Genomic DNA, 17074 nt, shown 5'->3' with positions numbered 1-17074 from the left:
AGGGGGTGTCCCGGCCCGTCGTTCGCCAGGATCGGGGAGGCAGCCACCGGCCTGCGGGGCCCTACCGCCCGAACTCCCGGGCGGCGGTCAGCCGGCCGCGGACGGCGGCGTGGACCTCGGCCTCCTCGGCCGGATCGGCGGCGAGCCGGCGCAGGCGCTCCAGCACGCGCGCGTCACCCGTGGTGGCGACATGGCGCGCGGCGAGCTCCCGCGTGGACTCCTCGCAGTCCCAGAGGCACTCGACGGCGGGGCCCTCGGGGAAGTGCACATCGGTCACGGCGAGCGCCCTGGCGGCGCGGCCGCGCAGTTCGGAGGAGGCGGCCTCCCCGTAGATGTGGCGCAGCACGGGGACGGCGTCGGCGGCGACCAGCCGCCCCGCACCGTCGACCAGCGAGCCGAGCCCGGTACCGCTGACCCCGCGGACGGATACCCAGCGGCGCAGCCCGTCGACGACGAGCGGTGCGTCGGCCGGCTCCCCGGCGTCGGCGAGCAGTTTGACGGCGGCCTCGCCGAGCGCGCTGTCCGCGCCCCCGGTGGCCGGGTCGGCCCAGCGGCGGGCCTGCGCCAGGACCTCGGGGCCGCGCATCCGGCCGACCAGTTCCAGGGCAGCGCGCACGATCCGGTCGTCGACGTCGACGGCGGCGGCCTCGATCAGCTCGACGGCGGCCGGGTCGCGCTGGTCGACCAGGTAGCGCAGTGCGGCCCGGCGGGCGCCGGGCAGGCCACCGCGGGCGGCCTCCAGCACGGCGGGGCGGTCCTCGGGCCGGACGACGGCGGTCAGGCAGCGGGCGGCCGCGGCGGCCCGGCGGTCCACGGCGTCGGGGGCGGCCGGATCGGCGGCGTCGGGCGCGGGATCGGGCCGGCTGTCGGCCCCACCGAGGAAGGCGCCGGCCCCGAGGGCGCCCAGGCTCCCTTGGTCGGCCCAGGCCAGGACGTCGGCGGTGGACCAGCCCGGGGTGACGCCGCCGCGGTTGAGCTGGCGCTGCCAGAGGTCGAAGGGTGACTGCTCGCTGGCCGCCGCCACTCTCGGGTGGTAGGCCGCCCACAGCCGCCAGGGCCGGGGCTCGTAGGCGTTGCGGATGAACTCGCGCAGCTCGGCGTCGCCCTCGGCGCCCGGGGCGAAGCGGTCCAGGACGGCGGTGCCGAGCAGCAGCAGGCCGCGGTCGTCGTCGCGCAGGGCGAGCTCGTCGAGGGCCCAGGCCCAGTTGGCGCCGGTGGCGGTGTACTCGCGCAGCATCAGCAGCGCGTCGCGCCGGCCGTACGCGGCGAGGTGGCCCAGGACGGAGAGGGCGAGGCCGGTGCGGTTCTCGTCGTCGCTGACGAGGTCCTCGGCGGAGTGGAGGTGGTCCTCGATGCCGTCGAGGGGGGCTTCCAGCTCCATGTAGAGGCGGGCGTAGTAGAGGGAGCGGTTCTCGACCTGCCAGTCGGCTCGCGGATCCCTGGTGACGCACTCCTCCAGCGCGGCGATGGCCTCGGTACGGTCGGCGGCCAGCGCGTGGAGCTGCCCGTCACCGCGGCCTCGCTGCAGGAGGCCGAGGAGGCTGGCACTGGGTGCTATCACTGGCTCGAACATGAGGTCAGCATCCGTTGCGGCGGTCGTAGTGGCAACGGGATTTCCGTCGCCGGGGTCTCTGGTCGGTACTGCGGTGGGCGCCCGGGCGCCGGAATCACCGAAGGTTACCGCCTCGCGCCACCTTCCGCACACAGGGCGACGAAGGCTGCTGCCACAGTGGCATATGCCAGGGGAATTTTGCCTGCGTTATGTCCAAATCGCCCGCAGGGGCGAGGGCGCTGTGCCACAGTCTTCTCACCACCGACGGCCCGCACGCGGCGGGCCACCCCCGAGCCATGGACCCGCCATGAAGATGCCCATAGGCGCCGCCCGCCCGCCGGACACCGCCACGGTGGACGGCGCCCCGGCAGGCGCGACGGACGACGGCGCGCGCGGCGAACCGAGCGGCGACGCCGACAGCGGAACGGACGGCAGAGTGGACGGCACGGCGCAGGAGCCGTCCAAGAACCCCGACCTCGGCGACGGACCCGACGCCGACGGCGGCCGCGACCACCTCATCGGCTCAGCCGAATGGGACCTCCTCACCGACCGCGTCCACTGGAACGCGGACACCTACCAGCTCCTCGGCTGCGACCCGGGCAACGGCCCGCTCAGCCTGGACCGGCTGCCCGACCGCCTCCCCGAGGCCGACCGGCCCGTGCTGCGCCGGATGATGACCGACGCCCTGATCCACGGCCGTATCTCCGCCGGCACCCTGCGGATCCGCCGCGACGGCGCCCCGCACGCCAGCGTCGAGTGCGCGGGCGAGCCCGTCCTCGGCACGGACGGCACCGTCACCGCCCTGCGCATGCTGCTGCGGCCGGCACCCCCGAACTGACCGGGGCCCGCCGGGGCCTCAGAACCTCCGGGCCGCAGAAGCTCCGGGCCTCACAACCTCCACGTCTCAGGACCCCCAAGCCTCAGGACCCCGGGCCTCAGGACCGCTTCGGCCGCTTCTTCGCGTCCGCCGCCCGCAACTCCCGCCCCAGCTCGGCCCGCAGCTCGTCCACCACCGGCAGGCCCCGGTAGCGCGCGGTCAGCCGGTACATCTCGCGCAGCCGGTCCCAGGTCCGGTGCGAGGAGTTCTGGCCGATCAGGTTCATCACCATCTTGGCCTGGAACTCCGCCGCGTCCGGCTCGCCGCTCAGCCAGTGCACCGAGGCCAGGGTGATCCGGTCGAACAGCGCCGAGCGCAGCTGCCCGGTGCCCTCCCGCAGGGTGATCACCCGTTCCGCGTGCCGCTGCGCCTGCGCCGCCGCCGAGGGGTCGTGCTCCGCCAACGTGCGCAGCACCAGCGCCTGCATGCCGCGCAGTTCGGCCTCGTCGAACACCTGCATCCAGGACGGCGGCGGCTCCGGCGCCCCCTCGGCGAACAGGTCCTCGGCCTCGCCGAGCAACCGCCAGGTGTCCTGGGAGTGCCCGATCGAGGCGTGCGCCCAGGCCTCGACGGTGTTCAGCATCGCGCGCGTTCTCGGCAGCACCCGGCCGCCGGCCGCCTTGGCCGCCGACATCAGGTCGATCGCGTCGTCGGCCCGGCCCAGGTGGACCATCTGCCGCGCGGCCCGGGAGATCGCCTCGCCGGCCCGCGGCCGGTCGCCGGCCTCCTTGGCCGACTCCGCCGCGATCATGAAGTACCGCTGGGCGGTGGGCTCCAGGCCCACGTCGTGCGACATCCAGCCCGCCAGCACCGCCAGGTTGGCCGCGACCAGCCACAGCCGCTGCTCCACCACCGGGGGGTGCCGGTGCGTCAGCAGGCCTCCCACCTCGTTCAGTTGACCGACCACCGCCTTGCGCTGGAGCCCGCCGCCGCGCGCCGCGTCCCAGGCGCGGAACACCTGGACCGAGCGCTCCAGCGACTCCACCTCGTCGAGCCCGACCGGGCCCGCGTCGTACACGTCCACCGCGGGGCGCGCCCCGCCCTGGGTGATCACCTGGCGCGGCCCGGGGACCGAGGCCGCGTACGCGACCGCGTCCCCCCCGAGCCAGCCCTTCAACGAATCGGCGATGACCGTTCCGGCCGTGAGCGCGGCACCCGCGCCCACCAATCCACGTCGGTTCAGCATGAGGTCCATTCCCGTGAACTCGGTGAGGACCGCGGCCGTTCGATCCGGCGACCATGGCACTGCTGCGGACTGCGCCGCTCCGGACCTGGTGGGCCGGTGTCGTTCCAGACCGAGGTCCTCAGTGGTGACGACACGGCCGAGCCGCTCCGTGAACACGGCCGCCAGCACCCTCGGCACCGGATCCCGGGGGATCTCCCCCTGCTCGATCCAGCGCCGTACCCTCGACGTGTCGGTGGACAGCTGCTGCTGCCCCATCGCGGCACCCCGACGGTTGACCAGCCGCGCGAGCTCGCCCTTCGACCAACCGGTCAGGACGAACAAGTCAGCGAGTCGGGTGTTGGGTTCCCTGCTCAACGAAGCCCCCAGGTTCCTCGGCTGATTCGAGGCTAGAGGCTCCGGCAAGTGCCAGGCGAGCATTCGCCACCGTTCGCCAGGGCCCGCCAGACTACTAAGCCAGTGCGCCGCGGGTGTGTTGTAGGGGTGCGCCACCTCGCCCCCGGGTCGGGCGGCGTCCCACCGGCGTCGGGGCAGTCCCCCGACCGTGGCACGGGACGCTCCCGGTCCTCACCCGAGGGGGTGGCGCGGCCGGGTGGCGCGGGGGCGCCGGGCACGGCCACGGCAGTCCGGCCGACCGTACTCCCCAGGGTGCGGACGGCCGGAGCACCGCCGTCGTCCGGGTCTTCCGACCCCGCGTCCGTGCCCGGCGCCCGCGCACCACCCACCGCACCGAGTCAGGGCCGCCGTCACGCCAGGAAGCACGCGGCACCGGCCCTCCCCGCACCGCGGGGCGCACCTGCCGACGGACAGAAAGGGACCACCCTCACCCCATGTACTCCTCAGCGACGACCCCCTCGCCGACCGCGACCCGCACCGCGCTGCGCCCCCCTACCGCGGCCGCCGGGCGCCCCGGGCCGAAGCAGGTGCCCCCGTCGAGCCGCCCGGTGGCCCCGCACGGCACCGACGGCCGGTCCACGGACGCCCGGGTCCCGTCCGGCCGTACGGCGCTGGGGCTCCGCGGCCCCGAAGCGGCCCCGCCCGTCGGCGGCCGGCTCCCGCTCGCCCGCCAGGCCGACGGCCGGGTGCTGCGCCCGCCGCACCGTCCCGGCCAGGTCGGCGGCCCCGAGCGGATCGACCCGTCGGCGCTGCAGACCCCGGCGGTGCGGGCCGCGCTGGCGAGCGTCGCGCGGATATGTCCCGCGTTCACCCCGCGCCAGGTGCTGCGCGAGGGCAGCCGCCACATCCTGGTGGCGGGCACCATCGGGCGGGCCCCGGTGGTCGCCAAGTGCCTGGCGCCGCAGGCGGTGCGGAGTGGCTACTTCGAGCAGTTGGTGGCCGACTTCCACCACGAGGTGGCGGTCTACCGGGCGTTCGTCCGGCACCGCCCGCCGGTGCGGCTGCCCCGGCTGGTCGCCGCCGACCACGACCGCTGCGTGCTCGTCATGGAGCGCGTTCCCGGGCGCCCGGCCGCGCGGGAGCGCCACCCGGTCAACGCGCCCACCCCGGGCGAGGTGCGGGCGCTGCTGACCGCCGTCCGGACGCTCAACCTGTGGCGGCCGCCGACCGACGTGTTCCAGCCACGCATGGACTACCCGATGGAGATCGCCCGTTACCACTCGGTGGGCCAGCTCACCGACCGGGACGCCGGCGACCTGCGCGGCCTGCTGCACGGCCTCGGCCACACCCCGCTCCAGCTCTGCCACGGCGACGCCCTGCTCAGCAACATGCTGCTGGCGCCGTCCGGCCCGGTGCTGGTGGACTGGGAGCAGGCCGGCTGGTACCTGCCCGGCTACGACCTGGCGGTGCTGTGGAGCGTGCTGTCCGGCGACACGGCGGCGCGCCGCCAGATCAGCCAACTCGCCCAGAGCGGCGGCACGCTGGCCCGGGACGCGTTCCTGGTCAACCTGGTGCTGGTGCTGATGCGGGAGATCCGGCTGTACGACGTGCCGGGCGCCGGCGAGGAGCAGCGGATCATGATCCGCCGGCTCTACGACGACGCCGCGCTCGCCCGCCGGGCCGTCCGGGCCGCGGTCGGCACCCGCTGAGGCTCCGGGCCCCGAGCCCCGGGGCCCGGAATCCGCTACGGCCGGCCGCCGCGCTCCAGGGCGGCCCGGCCAGCGGCCTCCAGGACGGCCTCGTCCGGGGCGAGGTGCACCCGGCTGCTCAGCACGTCCCGCAGGTAGCGCTCCAGCGGGTGACGCCGGCTCAGACCGGGGTTGCCGGTGAGCGAGACCGCCTGCTGGACCGCCGCCGTCGCGGCCCGGGTGGCCAGCAGGTGGGCCGGGCCGGTCCGGGCGACCGCGTCCGGCTCGCCCCGGTCCACCCGGGGGGCCAGCCCCTCGACCAGTTCCTCGGCGCCGATCAGCTGGGCCTCGATCTCGCCGAGGGCGCAGCGGTAGCGGGGCAGGGTGCCGAGCGGCTCGGTCAGATTGGCCGGAGTGCGCTGGTTGAGGAAGCGGATCAGCCAGGACTGGGCGGCGCGAGCCACCCCGATCGCCACTGCGGAGAGCGCCAGATCGTGCCAGGCGAGGGAGAGTTCGGCGGCCCCGGCCGCGTCCGCCGCGCCGCCCTTGGGAGCGGTGAGGCCGAGCGCGAGCTCGGTCGGCACCCGGACCTGCTCCAGCACCACGTCGTGGCTGGCGCTGGCCCGCAGGCCGACCTGGTCCCAGGTCGGGTCGATCTCCAGGCCCTCACTCTCGCCGCGGACCAGGAACGTCCCCAGCCTCGGCTCCGGCTCGTCGGTCCGCGCCGTCACCGCCATCCAGGCCAGCGCCTCGGCGCCGGTGCAGTACGTCTTCCGGCCCGTCAACAACCAGCCCTCGCCGTCCCGCCGGGCCACCGTGTCCGGCAGCGCCTCGGGCCGGCCGCCGGGCTCCGCGCGCAGCGTGTTGACCAGGGCGGGCCCGCGCCGGGACTCGGTGAGCAGCCGCCGGTAGCCCGCCGTCGGCCAGGAGGCACGGCGGGCCTGCTCGGCGTGCTGGAGCAGCGTGAAGGCGGTGACCACGGCCACCGAGGCGTCCCCGCGCCCGAGTTGGGCCAGTACCCGGACGGTGTCGGCGAGCGTGCCGCCCGGCCCGCCGTACCGCTGGGAGACGGTCAGGGTGAGCAGTCCGGCCTCGTGCACCGCCTCGATGCCCTGGTACGGGAAGGTGGCGTCGCGGTCGTGCTCCTCGGCGCGGGCGGAGAGCAGGTCGACCACCCGGGGAAGTCCGGCGAGGGCGGCGACGACGGCCGAGCGGTCGGGCGCGGGATCGGGCGCGGGGTGGCCGGAATCCGACGCTCCCGAGGCGGCGGCGGTCGCGGTGTCGGACGGGCGGTCCGCGGGCGAACGGTCAGCGGCGGTGGTCGTCATGGTGCTGGGGCCTCCGGGCGGCAGCGTGGGCGCGGCAGATGCGGGCGGCACGCCGGACGGGCGCGCGGTACCGGACGGGCGGCCTCGGAGGTCAGTTCACGGCCCGCCCCCGGATTCGGCGCCGGCCACGAACGGCCGGCCGCCCGCCGCCTCGGGGACGAATCCCCCTCAGCGGCCCGGACACACCGCGCTGGCGGTGCGCCGCAGGTCCAGATAGCTGCGACGGGTCAGCAGCGGGAGACGGCACGACATGTTCGCGACTGTACGAACCTGTGATCGAAACCGTCAAGCGGCGTCCGAGCCCCGGTCGAGGCCGGTCAGCCCTGCTGGAACATGTCGGCCGGGAGCGGCTTCAACAGCTGATACAGGTCGTCCGAAATCGGTCGGTCCCAGGACGCGATGGTGACCTGGACGCCGTCGCTGCGCCCGAACTGGGCGCAGAACACCCGCTCCTCGCTGACCTTGACCTTCTTCACGATCAGCAGGTCGTCCCCGAGCATCACCGGGAAGTCCTCGGCCGAGACGAAGTCGACCGGCTCGTCGTTCTCCAGCGCCGCGAGCAGCTGCCGCACCTCGAAGGGCACGCTGTCGCCGGTCTCCCGGGCGGGCGAGCCCTCGGGGAGGTTGCCGATGAACATCGCCGGGCCTCTGCCGCCGAACAGGTCGTAGCGCAGGAAAATCCCCTGGCAGGAGCCGTCCGGGCCGGTCATCATGGCCGCACCGAAGTCGCCGGGCCAGTCACCCGGGTCCATCGCGAGCACGTCGAAGTCCGGGCCGGCGGGCTGTCCGGAGCGACGGCGGAGAAAAGACATGGGAACATCGTACGTGCCCGGCACACCACGCTCGCGAGGTGGGTGGGGCACCGTCGGGAGATCGACGCTCAGAGACCAATGTTGACTCTGAGCAACCGTCCGGGCTACGTTCGGTTCAGCACGACAGCCGTTCCGGGTTTCACCCTCCGGGGGGACGGCATGTCGCAACGCGGCCCTACACGCGTTTCCCTCACTGTGCACATCGTCGTGCCGAACTGCCGAGCACCCAGCTTCGTCGTCGCACACAGCACAGCACACAAGCCAACAGTTCCATCACCACAAGCCAGATCCGCGGGGCCCCGGCCCGTCGCTCCCGCGGATCTTGCTCGGGACGCCGCCGCGTGGGGGCGTGCGGGTCCCGAGCAAACGGTGTCGCCGCCGAGTCGCTCTCGACGTCGACGCCAGCCTCCCGGCGACTGCCGGCCCCTCGTGGGCCGGGACCGGCCGACGCACCCCGGTGCGCAGGGGATGACTGGGAGGATGGCCTGGCAACGCTGCCGGGTCGCACAGCAGGCGCCGTGTCTGGCCGCGTGGGGGCGGTGGGCACGGCGTCTGCCTGTGCTCATACTCTGAGCTGCGTTTGTCTAACAGTCAACAGAAATTCTGACGGGGCACGTTCAATAGATCATCAGTTGTGATGTTCGGGGCCGAAATCGACCGCGGAGCGGGCCCCGTTCCGACGGGACCCGCTCCGCGGTCGTGCGACGGTGGCTCGGGCTCAGGTGAGGTCGAACTCGCCGTCCCGGGCACCGAGCACGAAGGCCCGCCACTCCCCCGGCGTGAACACCAGGACCGGACCGTCCTCCTGGCGGCCGTCCCGCATCCCGATGTAGCCGTCCACGAACGCGATCTGGACATCCCCGACGCCCTGGCTGCTGCACAGCCACTTCGCCCCGCTGAAGTCCACCTTCGGCTTCCCGCTCGGCGCCAGCTGCGGCTCCGCGCCGCCCGCCTCCACGTCGATCCCACTGTTGACTGCCACTACCCGGTCTCCTCCCGACGGCTTTCCCGGCCAGCCTAACCACACCCGCCCGCCCCGGTCAGCGGGTTGACGAGGACTCCACCAGCCGGGCCCGGACGCCGCAGGAGGCCCGCTCAACGCGTGTCCCGCCCGACGGGGGCCACCGGAGCTGCCAGAGTGCTTGGCAGCGCGGGGGACCACCCCCCGCCGGCCGTACACGGGCCCTCGACGGCCCGCCCCGGCCCCGCCCCGGCCCCGCGAACCCGATGCGCACCGGATGCGGCCCGCACCACCTCGCCCAGCACCGCCCACCACCACCCGCCACCGCCCAGAGGGAGCAGCCGATGAGCCGCCGGGACGGCACCCGCGCCGATGTCATCCCCATCTCCGACGCCCCCTCGGCACACCCCCCGGCGCCCCGCACGCCACCCGCGCCCGCCACGCTGCCCCGGCCCGCCTCCGGCCGGCCCCCCACGCACGGCCGGGTCGGGATCGTCCTGGTGTCGCACAGCCAGGAACTGGCCATCGCGGTGCGCGCCCTCGCGCTCACACTGACCGGATCCGACTCCCCCGCCCCGATCGCCGCGACCGGCGGGGACCAGGGCGGTCCCGGCATCAGCGCGGTCCTGGTGGCCGCCGCCACCCGCCGGGTCGACCAGGGCCACGGGGTCGTGGTGCTCGCCGACCTGGGCAGCGCCGTCACCACCGTGCGCGCCCTGCTGTCCGACGCCGACGAGCACGGCCTCCCGTTCCCGGTCCGCTTCGCGAACGCGCCGTTCGTCGAGGGCGCGGTGGCGGCCACCGCCACCGCCACCGCGGGCGGCGACCTCGCCGCCGTCCTGGACGCCGCGGAGGAGGCCTACCGGCAGCGCAAGGGCTGAGCGGCCTCGCGAATTCCCCCCACCCGGGGTGACCGGACGGCTACCATCGGCGAAGGGCCCGAACTCCCGGCCCGCCCGGGGAGGGGAGTCGAGGATGCGGACCATCCGCCGTGCGCCGGTCAGGGGCGCTCCTTGCCCTCCCACACGAAGACCGCCGACCCCTCGCACTCCAGCGCGTGGCGCAGCCGCTCGTGCTCGACCTCGATCATCGGCGGCAGCCCGTCCAGCGGGTACCAGCCGACCTCCAGCGACTCGTCGTCGTTCACCCTCGCCTCGCCGCCGACCGCCCGGCACCGGAAGGTCAGCACCAGGTACTGCGTCACATCGCCGTTCGGGTAGGTGACCTGCGGCGAGACGGTGACCGAGGCGAGCAGCTCGGGCACGGCCACCACCCCGGTCTCCTCCAGGCACTCGCGCACCACGCCGTCGGCGGGCTGCTCGCCGGGGTCGAGGATGCCGCCGACCGGCGCCCACCTCCCGTCGTCGGCCCGTCGGCCCAGCAGCACCCGGCCGTGGTCGTCCAGGACGACGGCGACGACGGCGGTAAGCCAGAGCGGACGGGTGCCCACCAGGGCGCGGAGATCGGCGAGGAACGGGGGAATGGCCATACGCCGCAGCCTAGGCCCTGTCCGGCAGGCTCCCAGGCCGCCGCCACCGACGTGCGACCCGCGACGCGCGGGCTCATCGTGCGAGGCCTCCCTCCGGGCGCAGCAGGGCCAGCACGGTCAGCCCGAGGATCCGCAGGTCGAGCCGGAGCGAGCGGTGCTCCACGTACCAGAGGTCGAGTTCGGCCCAGTCCGGCCGGGCGAGCGGGCGGCGGGCCTGGAGCTGGGCCCAGCCGGTCAGCCCGGGCCGGACGGCGAGCCGGCCGCGCTCGCGGCGGGAGTAGCGGACCACCTGGTCGGGGCGGACGGGCCGGGGGCCGATCACCCCCATCTCGCCGCGGGCGACGTTCCACAGCCGGGGCAGCTCGTCCAGGCCGGTGCGGCGGAGCAGCACGCCGAGCCGTCCTCCCCGGCTGGTCCGGAAGCGGAGGACCTGGAACTCCCGGCCGTGCCGTCCGGCCCGGGTCAGCCGCAGGAGCACCGGGCCGCGCGCCGTGCAGCGGAGCAGGGCGGCGATCACCAGGGCCAACGGGAGCGCGACGATCCCGGCCAGGGCGGCGAGGGCGAGGTCCCCGCCGCGCTTCATCCGGCGGACACGGTGGTGCGCGGTGCGCCGTCCGGCTTCCTGTCGGGTTCTCCACCCGGTTCTCCGCCCGGATCGGACGTGGCGCTGCCGCCCATCTCTTCCCCTCCACGGCACCGTCGAGTCCACGGCACCGTCGAGCCGCAAGAACGCATTCACAGTAAAGGCGCCTTGGAGCCGTCGCCCGGGAATGGTGAAAGAAGTGGGCAGAGGATTGTCCGACAGGCCGAAATTCGGTCGATCTGACCAATATTGCTCGATCTGCTGCTCGATCTGCCGCTCGGAATGCCGAGGGCAATCGAAGTACAGCCGTCCACCGAAGGCCGGCCGGTCGCTGAGGAGGTTAGAGCGCGGCGCCCCGGCGGTAACGCAGCAGCCCGAACGCGATCCGGCCGAGCAGCAGCACTCCCGCGGCCAGACAGCCCGCCACCGCCATCGCCCAGGCCGGACCGTCACTGTCCGGAACGATCACCGCCACCACAATGCCCAGCGCAAGGCAGGCCAAACCCACCATCGCCAGCGGAAGCTGGTGGGTGACCAGCGCGCCACCACTCCACGCACGGGCCATCCTGGTCGCGCCGTGCAGGTGGAAGGGATCACGGTCCGCATCTGCCATGAGCCCAAGGTACCCCCGGCGAACGCCGGAGGCAGCCCGCAGGGAGTGAACGTTCGACCACCCGGTGCGACCGGCCCGCCGACCTCACCCGAGCAGGTCACGGACCGCCCCGGTCGTGCATTCCGGCTCCACATTCAGTTCACATCAGTTCACATCAGTCCACGAAAAATCCTCGTCCCCCCGGTACAACCATCCGCTCGGTGCAGCGGTCTCAATGGCATTGAGCGATCCAGGAGCCGTTCGCGGGAAGGGTGCGAGCCCCCCACCGCGGACCGGAATACCCAGGAGGCGGAGCCGCCGCCGCCTGGAGTCGGAGGCCGGGCTCCGTCCTCCGGCGGTACCGCCACGCCGCTCGGCGACCGAGGGGGAACCGTGCCGCAGTCCCAGTCCACCACGTCGATCTCCATGGCCCCCACCAGGCCCGTCCCGTTCGTGCGCCCGCTGCCGACGGCCACCCGCCGCCACCCGACCGCCGACCGGGGCAGGCCGGACGCGCGGGGCGAATGGCTGCGGTTCGCCCCCGTCCAACCCCTGTTCCGCGCCCGCGCCGCACAACGCCTCGCCGTCCTCGCCTACCACGGCGTCACCGACCACCGGTCCTTCGGCGCCCAGCTCGACCGGCTCCGAAGACTCGCCACCCCGGTCTCGCTCACCGCCGTCCTCCAAGCCGTCACCGAACAGCGACCGCTGCCGCCCCGCAGCGTCCTGGTCACCTTCGACGACGCCGACCGCAGCGTCCTCACCCACGCCCTGCCCGCCCTCGACGCCCGCGGCATCCCCGCCACCGCCTTCGTCATCTCCGAACTCATCGGCACCGAACGCCCCTTCTGGTGGCACGAGGCCGACTTCCTCGCCCGGCACGGCGGCCGTGCCCGCTCGCTCGACTGCGGGCACCCCTCCCAGCTACTCCCCCGGCTCAAGGCCATGCCCGACCCCGACCGGCGGCGCAGCCTGCACGAGCTACGGGTCAGCGCCGACCGCCGCCCGCCCCGCCAGGAGCAGCTCACCCCCGCCGACCTGCTCGCCCTGCGCGACGGCGGCGTCGCCATCGGCAACCACACCCAGGGGCACCCCTGCCTCGGCCGCTGCGACGACGCCACCGTCCGCGCCGAGATCACCGGCGCCCACGAAGCCCTCACCCGCTGGCTCGGCGAACCCCCGACCGCCTTCGCCTACCCGGACGGCGGGCACGACCCGCGCGCCGAAACCGTCCTCCAGGAGCTCGGCTACCGCCTCGGCTTCCTCTCCGACCACCGGCTCGGCCCCCGCATCCCCTCCCACCCGCTCCAGATCAGCCGCCTCCAGGTCGACTCCACCACCAGCACCCGCCGCTTCGACACCATCCTCTCCGGCCTCGAACCCGCCTACCGCCGCTGGCGCCGCCAAGCCGTCGCCTGACCGGCCGGGGCGCGCGAGGGACGCAGAGGCACCCAGGAGCGCTCAGGAGCAAAAATGAGCCCTGTCGGGGAGGGGCAGCGGACCTCTGGGGGGCGAAATTTGGCCCCGCCTCAGCGGCAAACCACCCGCCCGTGGGGCAAGGCCTTGCCCCACGGGCACAGAACGTCGGGCAGGCCGACTTCCCGCATCAGCCGCCCCGGACGGGCAGTCGGGGCGGCGATCCAGGGACAGCCGGCCACTACGGGACTCCTCGACCGACCCCCGGAGGTTGGAGGGCAAAGATTTGCCCCTCAACTCATGACAGAGAGCCTGCCCTCGGCTGCCCCGGATGGGGATCAGCTGCGGTGGCCTTCCGCGCGGGCTGAAGGGTGGACCGCCGGCGGGCGAAAATTGGCCCGGTGGCGGACCGGCGGGGGCCCGTCAGCGGCTCGTCGGGGGAGGGCGAAGTGCTCTGCGAGGGCGGTGGGTGTCACGCCGGCAGCGTGCTGCGCATCAGGGCGGCGAGGGTGCGCCCCTGGGGGTAGAGGAGTGCGGCCGGGGGAAGGGCGGCGGGGGCGCCGGCGTGGAGCACGGTGATGGTGCCGGCGCCGGTGCGGATGGGGTCGGTGACCCGGCGCAGGGCCTGGGCGGCGACGGCGTCGGCGGAGCCGTGCAGGGTGAGCGCCGGGGAGGCGGTGGGGGCGACGGCGGCGCGGATGCGGTCGTCGACCAGTTCGTAGTGCGTGCAACCGAGGACGATCGCGGCGGTGCCGGCGGGGGTGCGGGCGGCGGCGTCGGCGATGGCGGCGGTGATGGCGGCGTCGTCGCCGTGTTCGATGGCGTCGGCGAGGCCGGGGCAGGCGACCTCGATCACGTCCGCGGTGCCGCCGAAGTCGCGGATCAGGCCGCGCTGGTAGGCGCTGCCGGTGGTGGCCGGGGTGGCCCAGATGGCCACGGAGCCGCCGAGGGCGGCGGCGGGCTTGATCGCCGGGACGGTGCCGACGACGGGCAGTCCGGGTTCGAGTTCGGCCCGGAGGGTGGCGAGCGCGTGCACGGAGGCGGTGTTGCAGGCGATGACCAGCGCGTCCGGTTCGAGCTCCGCGGCGGCGAGCGAGCAGCCGCGGGCGAGGTCGGTGACCTCCTCGGAGGTGCGCGGCCCCCAGGGCATCGAGGCCGGGTCGGAGGAGAGCACCAGATCGACGTCCGGGCGCAGCTTCCGAAGGGCGGCGGCGGCGGCCAGCAGGCCGATTCCGGAGTCCATCAGTGCGATCTTCACGGGGCAAGACTTTAGTCGATCCGCCCGATCCGGCCGGTTCTGCGGCAAACTGCGGGAGTGACCGTCCTGTTGTGGATCGCCGCGTTCTCCCTGCTGGTCTGGCTCTGGTTGGCGTGCTGCCACGGGCTGTTCTGGCGCACCGACGTGGGGTTGCCGCCGCGCCGTCCGCCGGTGCGCTGGCCGCAGGCGGCGGTGGTGGTGCCGGCCCGGGACGAGGCGCAGGTGCTGCCGGTGAGCCTGCCGACGCTGCTGGCCCAGAAGTACCCGGGGCGGGCGCGGGTGATCCTGGTGGACGACCACAGTTCGGACGGCACGGGCGCGGTGGCGGCGGAACTGCGGACGATGGACGGGCTGGAGCTGACCGTCACGACTCCTCCCCCGCTGCCCCCGGGGTGGACGGGCAAGTTGTGGGCGCTGCGGCACGGGGTGGAGCTGGCCGGTCCGGACGTCGAGTACCTGCTGCTGACGGACGCGGACATCGCGCACGGGCCGGACTCGCTGGCGGAGCTGGTGGCCGCGGCGGAGAGCAACGGGCTGGACCTGGTGTCGCAGATGGCCCGGCTGCGGGTGGAGACCGGCTGGGAGCGGCTGATCGTGCCGGCCTTCGTCTACTTCTTCGCGCAGTTGTACCCGTTCCGCTGGAGCAACCGGCCCGGTGGGCGGACGGCGGCCGCGGCGGGCGGCTGTTCGCTGGTGCGGCGGGAGGCGCTGGAGCGGGCCGGCGGGGTGGCCGCGATCCGGGGTGCGGTGATCGACGACGTGTCGCTGGCGCGGGCGGTGAAGTCCTCGGGCGGGCGGACCTGGCTGGGGCTGGCCGGGGCGGTGGACAGCGTCCGGCCGTACCCGCGGCTGGAGCAGTTGTGGCGGATGGTGTCGCGCAGCGCGTACGCCCAGTTGCGGCATTCGCCGCTGCTGCTGCTCGGGACGGTGCTGGGGCTGGGGCTGGTGTACCTGGTGCCACCGGTGGCCACGGCGGCCGGGCTGGTCGCGGGGGCGCCGGCGGTGGCGGTGGCGGGCGGGGCGGCCTGGGCGCTGATGGCGGGCACCTATCTGCCGATGGTGCGGTACTACCGGCAGCCGGCGCCAGCCGTGCTGCTGCTGCCCTTCACGGCGGGCCTGTACCTGCTGATGACAGTGGACTCGGCGGTGCAGCACTGGCGGGGCCGGGGCGCGGCGTGGAAGGGCCGGACGTACTCGCGGGCCTGAGCGTTTTGGGCCCCGAATTCGCGGGCACGGCAGGCCGGTTGGCTCCATACTGCTCGAATGGACCGCCAGAGGATCTCCCGTCTCGCCCATGCCCACCACCCGATCGCGGCACCGCTGACGGACGAGTCGGTGGCCCTGCTGCTGGAGCGCGCGACCGCCGGGGCGGCGGACGGCCGGGCGCTGGACCTCGGCTGCGGCGAGGGGGCGTGGCTGGTCCGGGCGCTGGCGGCGCGTCCGCGCTGGCGGGCGGTGGGGGTGGATCTGGACGCGACGGCGCTGACCCGGGCCAGGGAGGCGGCGGCCGTGCTCGGCGTGGCGCGCCGGATCGGCCTGCACCACGTGGACGCGCGGGAGTTCGGCTCGGTCGAGCCCTTCGACCTGGTGCTGTGCGTGGGCGCCACCCACGCCTTCGGCGGGCTGCTGCCGACGCTGGCAGCGGCCCGCGAGCACCTGGCCCCGGGCGGGCGGGTGCTGGTCGGCGAGGGCTTCTGGGAGCGGGAGCCGTCCCGGGCGGCCCTGGACGGGCTGGGCGCGGCCCGGGACGACTACGCGGACCTGGCGACCACCACGGACCGGGTGCTGGCGGACGGCTGGACACCGGTGTCCGGGTACGTGAGCAGCCCGCAGGAGTGGGACGACTACGAGTTCGCGTGGACGGGTGCGCTGGCCGAGTGGGCGCTGGAGCACCCGGACGACCCCGACGCGGCGGCCGCCCGGGAGGCCGCGGACCGGCACCGGCGGGAGTGGCTGCACGGCTACCGGGGGACGTTCGGCTTCGTGACGTACCTGCTGCGCCGGGACTGAACCGCCGGGCGGGGCGGGCCGCCGGAGGGCTGTCCGACCCCGGCCGGCGGCGGGCTCAGTTCCCGCGCAGCTGCTCCTGCTGGACCAGGTAGTCCAGCACCTCGGGCATCGCCTCGACGCCACCGGCCTTGCTCGGCGAAGTCCGGTACTCGCCCTGGACGACCACCGTCGGCAGCTCGTTGACGCCATAGCGGACGAAATCGGCGGCGGCCTCGTCGACCGACCGCGCCACCTCGTCGGAGCGGTACGTCCGGCGGAAGAGCTCGGCGTCCACGCCGTGGCGCACCGCCCAGTCGGTGGCGGTGGCCTCGGTGGTGAGGTCGGTCTGGTCGGTGCGCACCGAGCGGAAGACGCTGCTCTGCAGGCGCTCGACCAGGCCCAGGCGCTCCAGCGTGTAGTACAGGCGCGCGTGACCGCGCTGGGCGCCCTCGTCCGGGCCGCCCGGCCAGATCGCCGGGACGCGCCGCAGGGCGACGTCCGCGCGGTGCTTCTCGGCCCAGGCCTGCAAGGGCTGTTCGAGCTGCTGGGAGTGGACGCAGTCGTACCAGAAGAACTCGGCCGCCTCCGTGCGGACGCTCTCGCGCACCGGCTGCGGATGGTCGAGCTTGACGAACTGGGCGCCCTCGGAGGGGGGTTGGTGACTCACCGCGCCGGCCTGGAGGGGGGATACGGCGATCCCGGCGGCGATGGCGAGCAGGACGGTGGACCGCAGCAGCGACTTCGAGTTCACACCGGGCAGTGTGCTGGCGGCGGTTCGTTACCGTCGAGTTCGGCCGGGCACGCTGGCCCGGATTCGCCCGATCGGCCCAGCCCGACGCCCGGCCCGGCGTGCAACCCGACGCCCGGCCCGGTCCGCCGCCGCGGGTCTGTCACGGACCGGTGCGCACCCCCGGGCCACCCCCCGCCCACACCTCGGCGACCAGCCCCTGCCAGGCGTCCACCACGGCGCCGAGCTCGAAGTGCTCCAACGCGTGCGCCCGGGCGGCCGC

The 17074-nt window shown here is 74.7% G+C and carries 16 protein-coding genes; 6 read left to right on the top strand and 10 right to left on the bottom strand.

Features of this window, described 5'->3' with window-relative positions:
• Positions 1-61 precede the first annotated feature (61 nt).
• Positions 62-1573, bottom strand: a complete 1512-nt coding sequence (locus AB0R04_RS32925; RefSeq protein WP_363377273.1) for a HEAT repeat domain-containing protein — start codon at positions 1571-1573, stop codon at positions 62-64.
• A 286-nt stretch (positions 1574-1859) separates the two neighbouring features.
• Here AB0R04_RS32925 and AB0R04_RS32920 point away from each other — a divergent pair, with 286 nt between their 5' ends.
• A complete protein-coding gene (locus tag AB0R04_RS32920) occupies positions 1860-2390 on the top strand; it encodes a hypothetical protein (RefSeq protein WP_063350172.1) in 531 nt (176 codons plus the stop codon).
• Positions 2391-2487: 97 nt separating this feature from the next.
• On the opposite strand, the gene AB0R04_RS32915 is transcribed toward AB0R04_RS32920, so the two are convergent.
• Positions 2488-3969, bottom strand: coding sequence for a hypothetical protein (locus AB0R04_RS32915; RefSeq protein ID WP_363377272.1), 1482 nt, complete (start codon positions 3967-3969; stop codon positions 2488-2490).
• Between the two features lie 473 nt (positions 3970-4442).
• On the opposite strand from AB0R04_RS32915, the gene AB0R04_RS32910 reads away from it, so the two are divergent.
• Positions 4443-5657 (top strand): aminoglycoside phosphotransferase family protein, encoded by a 1215-nt coding sequence (locus AB0R04_RS32910; protein ID WP_107452966.1) that lies wholly within the window; start codon positions 4443-4445, stop codon positions 5655-5657.
• 35 nt (positions 5658-5692) lie between these two features.
• On the opposite strand, the gene AB0R04_RS32905 is transcribed toward AB0R04_RS32910, so the two are convergent.
• The 3 genes from AB0R04_RS32905 to AB0R04_RS32895 form a co-directional block, all read right to left on the bottom strand.
• Positions 5693-6964: an acyl-CoA dehydrogenase family protein gene (locus tag AB0R04_RS32905; RefSeq protein WP_363377271.1), complete on the bottom strand. Its 1272-nt coding sequence runs from the start codon at positions 6962-6964 to the stop codon at positions 5693-5695.
• Positions 6965-7281: 317 nt separating this feature from the next.
• Complete coding sequence (locus AB0R04_RS32900; protein WP_063350170.1) at positions 7282-7776, bottom strand: hypothetical protein; 495 nt, start codon at positions 7774-7776, stop codon at positions 7282-7284.
• Positions 7777-8494: 718 nt separating this feature from the next.
• Complete coding sequence (locus AB0R04_RS32895) at positions 8495-8734, bottom strand: DUF397 domain-containing protein (protein WP_063351581.1); 240 nt, start codon at positions 8732-8734, stop codon at positions 8495-8497.
• Between the two features lie 446 nt (positions 8735-9180).
• Here AB0R04_RS32895 and AB0R04_RS32890 point away from each other — a divergent pair, with 446 nt between their 5' ends.
• Positions 9181-9618, top strand: a complete 438-nt coding sequence (locus AB0R04_RS32890) for a PTS fructose transporter subunit IIA (RefSeq protein WP_363377296.1) — start codon at positions 9181-9183, stop codon at positions 9616-9618.
• A 119-nt stretch (positions 9619-9737) separates the two neighbouring features.
• On the opposite strand, the gene AB0R04_RS32885 is transcribed toward AB0R04_RS32890, so the two are convergent.
• The 3 genes from AB0R04_RS32885 to AB0R04_RS32875 form a co-directional block, all read right to left on the bottom strand.
• Positions 9738-10226 carry an NUDIX domain-containing protein gene (locus AB0R04_RS32885; RefSeq protein ID WP_063350169.1) on the bottom strand — a complete coding sequence of 163 codons (489 nt, stop codon included), beginning with the start codon at positions 10224-10226 and terminating at the stop codon, positions 9738-9740.
• A 73-nt stretch (positions 10227-10299) separates the two neighbouring features.
• Positions 10300-10809 (bottom strand): sugar transferase, encoded by a 510-nt coding sequence (locus AB0R04_RS32880; protein WP_063350168.1) that lies wholly within the window; start codon positions 10807-10809, stop codon positions 10300-10302.
• Positions 10810-11149: 340 nt separating this feature from the next.
• Positions 11150-11422: a hypothetical protein gene (locus AB0R04_RS32875; protein WP_363377270.1), complete on the bottom strand. Its 273-nt coding sequence runs from the start codon at positions 11420-11422 to the stop codon at positions 11150-11152.
• A 372-nt stretch (positions 11423-11794) separates the two neighbouring features.
• On the opposite strand from AB0R04_RS32875, the gene AB0R04_RS32870 reads away from it, so the two are divergent.
• Positions 11795-12820, top strand: coding sequence for a polysaccharide deacetylase family protein (locus AB0R04_RS32870; protein WP_363377268.1), 1026 nt, complete (start codon positions 11795-11797; stop codon positions 12818-12820).
• A 469-nt stretch (positions 12821-13289) separates the two neighbouring features.
• On the opposite strand, the gene AB0R04_RS32865 is transcribed toward AB0R04_RS32870, so the two are convergent.
• A complete protein-coding gene (locus AB0R04_RS32865; protein ID WP_363377267.1) occupies positions 13290-14075 on the bottom strand; it encodes an aspartate/glutamate racemase family protein in 786 nt (261 codons plus the stop codon).
• Between the two features lie 66 nt (positions 14076-14141).
• On the opposite strand from AB0R04_RS32865, the gene AB0R04_RS32860 reads away from it, so the two are divergent.
• Positions 14142-15281 (top strand): glycosyltransferase, encoded by a 1140-nt coding sequence (locus AB0R04_RS32860; RefSeq protein WP_363377295.1) that lies wholly within the window; start codon positions 14142-14144, stop codon positions 15279-15281.
• 57 nt (positions 15282-15338) lie between these two features.
• Positions 15339-16085 carry a class I SAM-dependent methyltransferase gene (locus AB0R04_RS32855; protein WP_363377266.1) on the top strand — a complete coding sequence of 249 codons (747 nt, stop codon included), beginning with the start codon at positions 15339-15341 and terminating at the stop codon, positions 16083-16085.
• A 55-nt stretch (positions 16086-16140) separates the two neighbouring features.
• Here the strand turns inward: AB0R04_RS32855 and AB0R04_RS32850 are convergent, their stop codons facing one another.
• A complete protein-coding gene (locus tag AB0R04_RS32850; protein ID WP_363377265.1) occupies positions 16141-16815 on the bottom strand; it encodes a thiol:disulfide interchange protein DsbA/DsbL in 675 nt (224 codons plus the stop codon).
• Between the last annotated feature and the right edge of the window lie 259 nt (positions 16816-17074).

This window comes from Kitasatospora sp. NPDC056731 (assembly GCF_040687675.1).
In the GTDB taxonomy this organism is placed as follows: Bacteria; Actinomycetota; Actinomycetes; order Streptomycetales; family Streptomycetaceae; genus Kitasatospora.
This window is presented reverse-complemented; position numbering and strand designations above follow the sequence as displayed.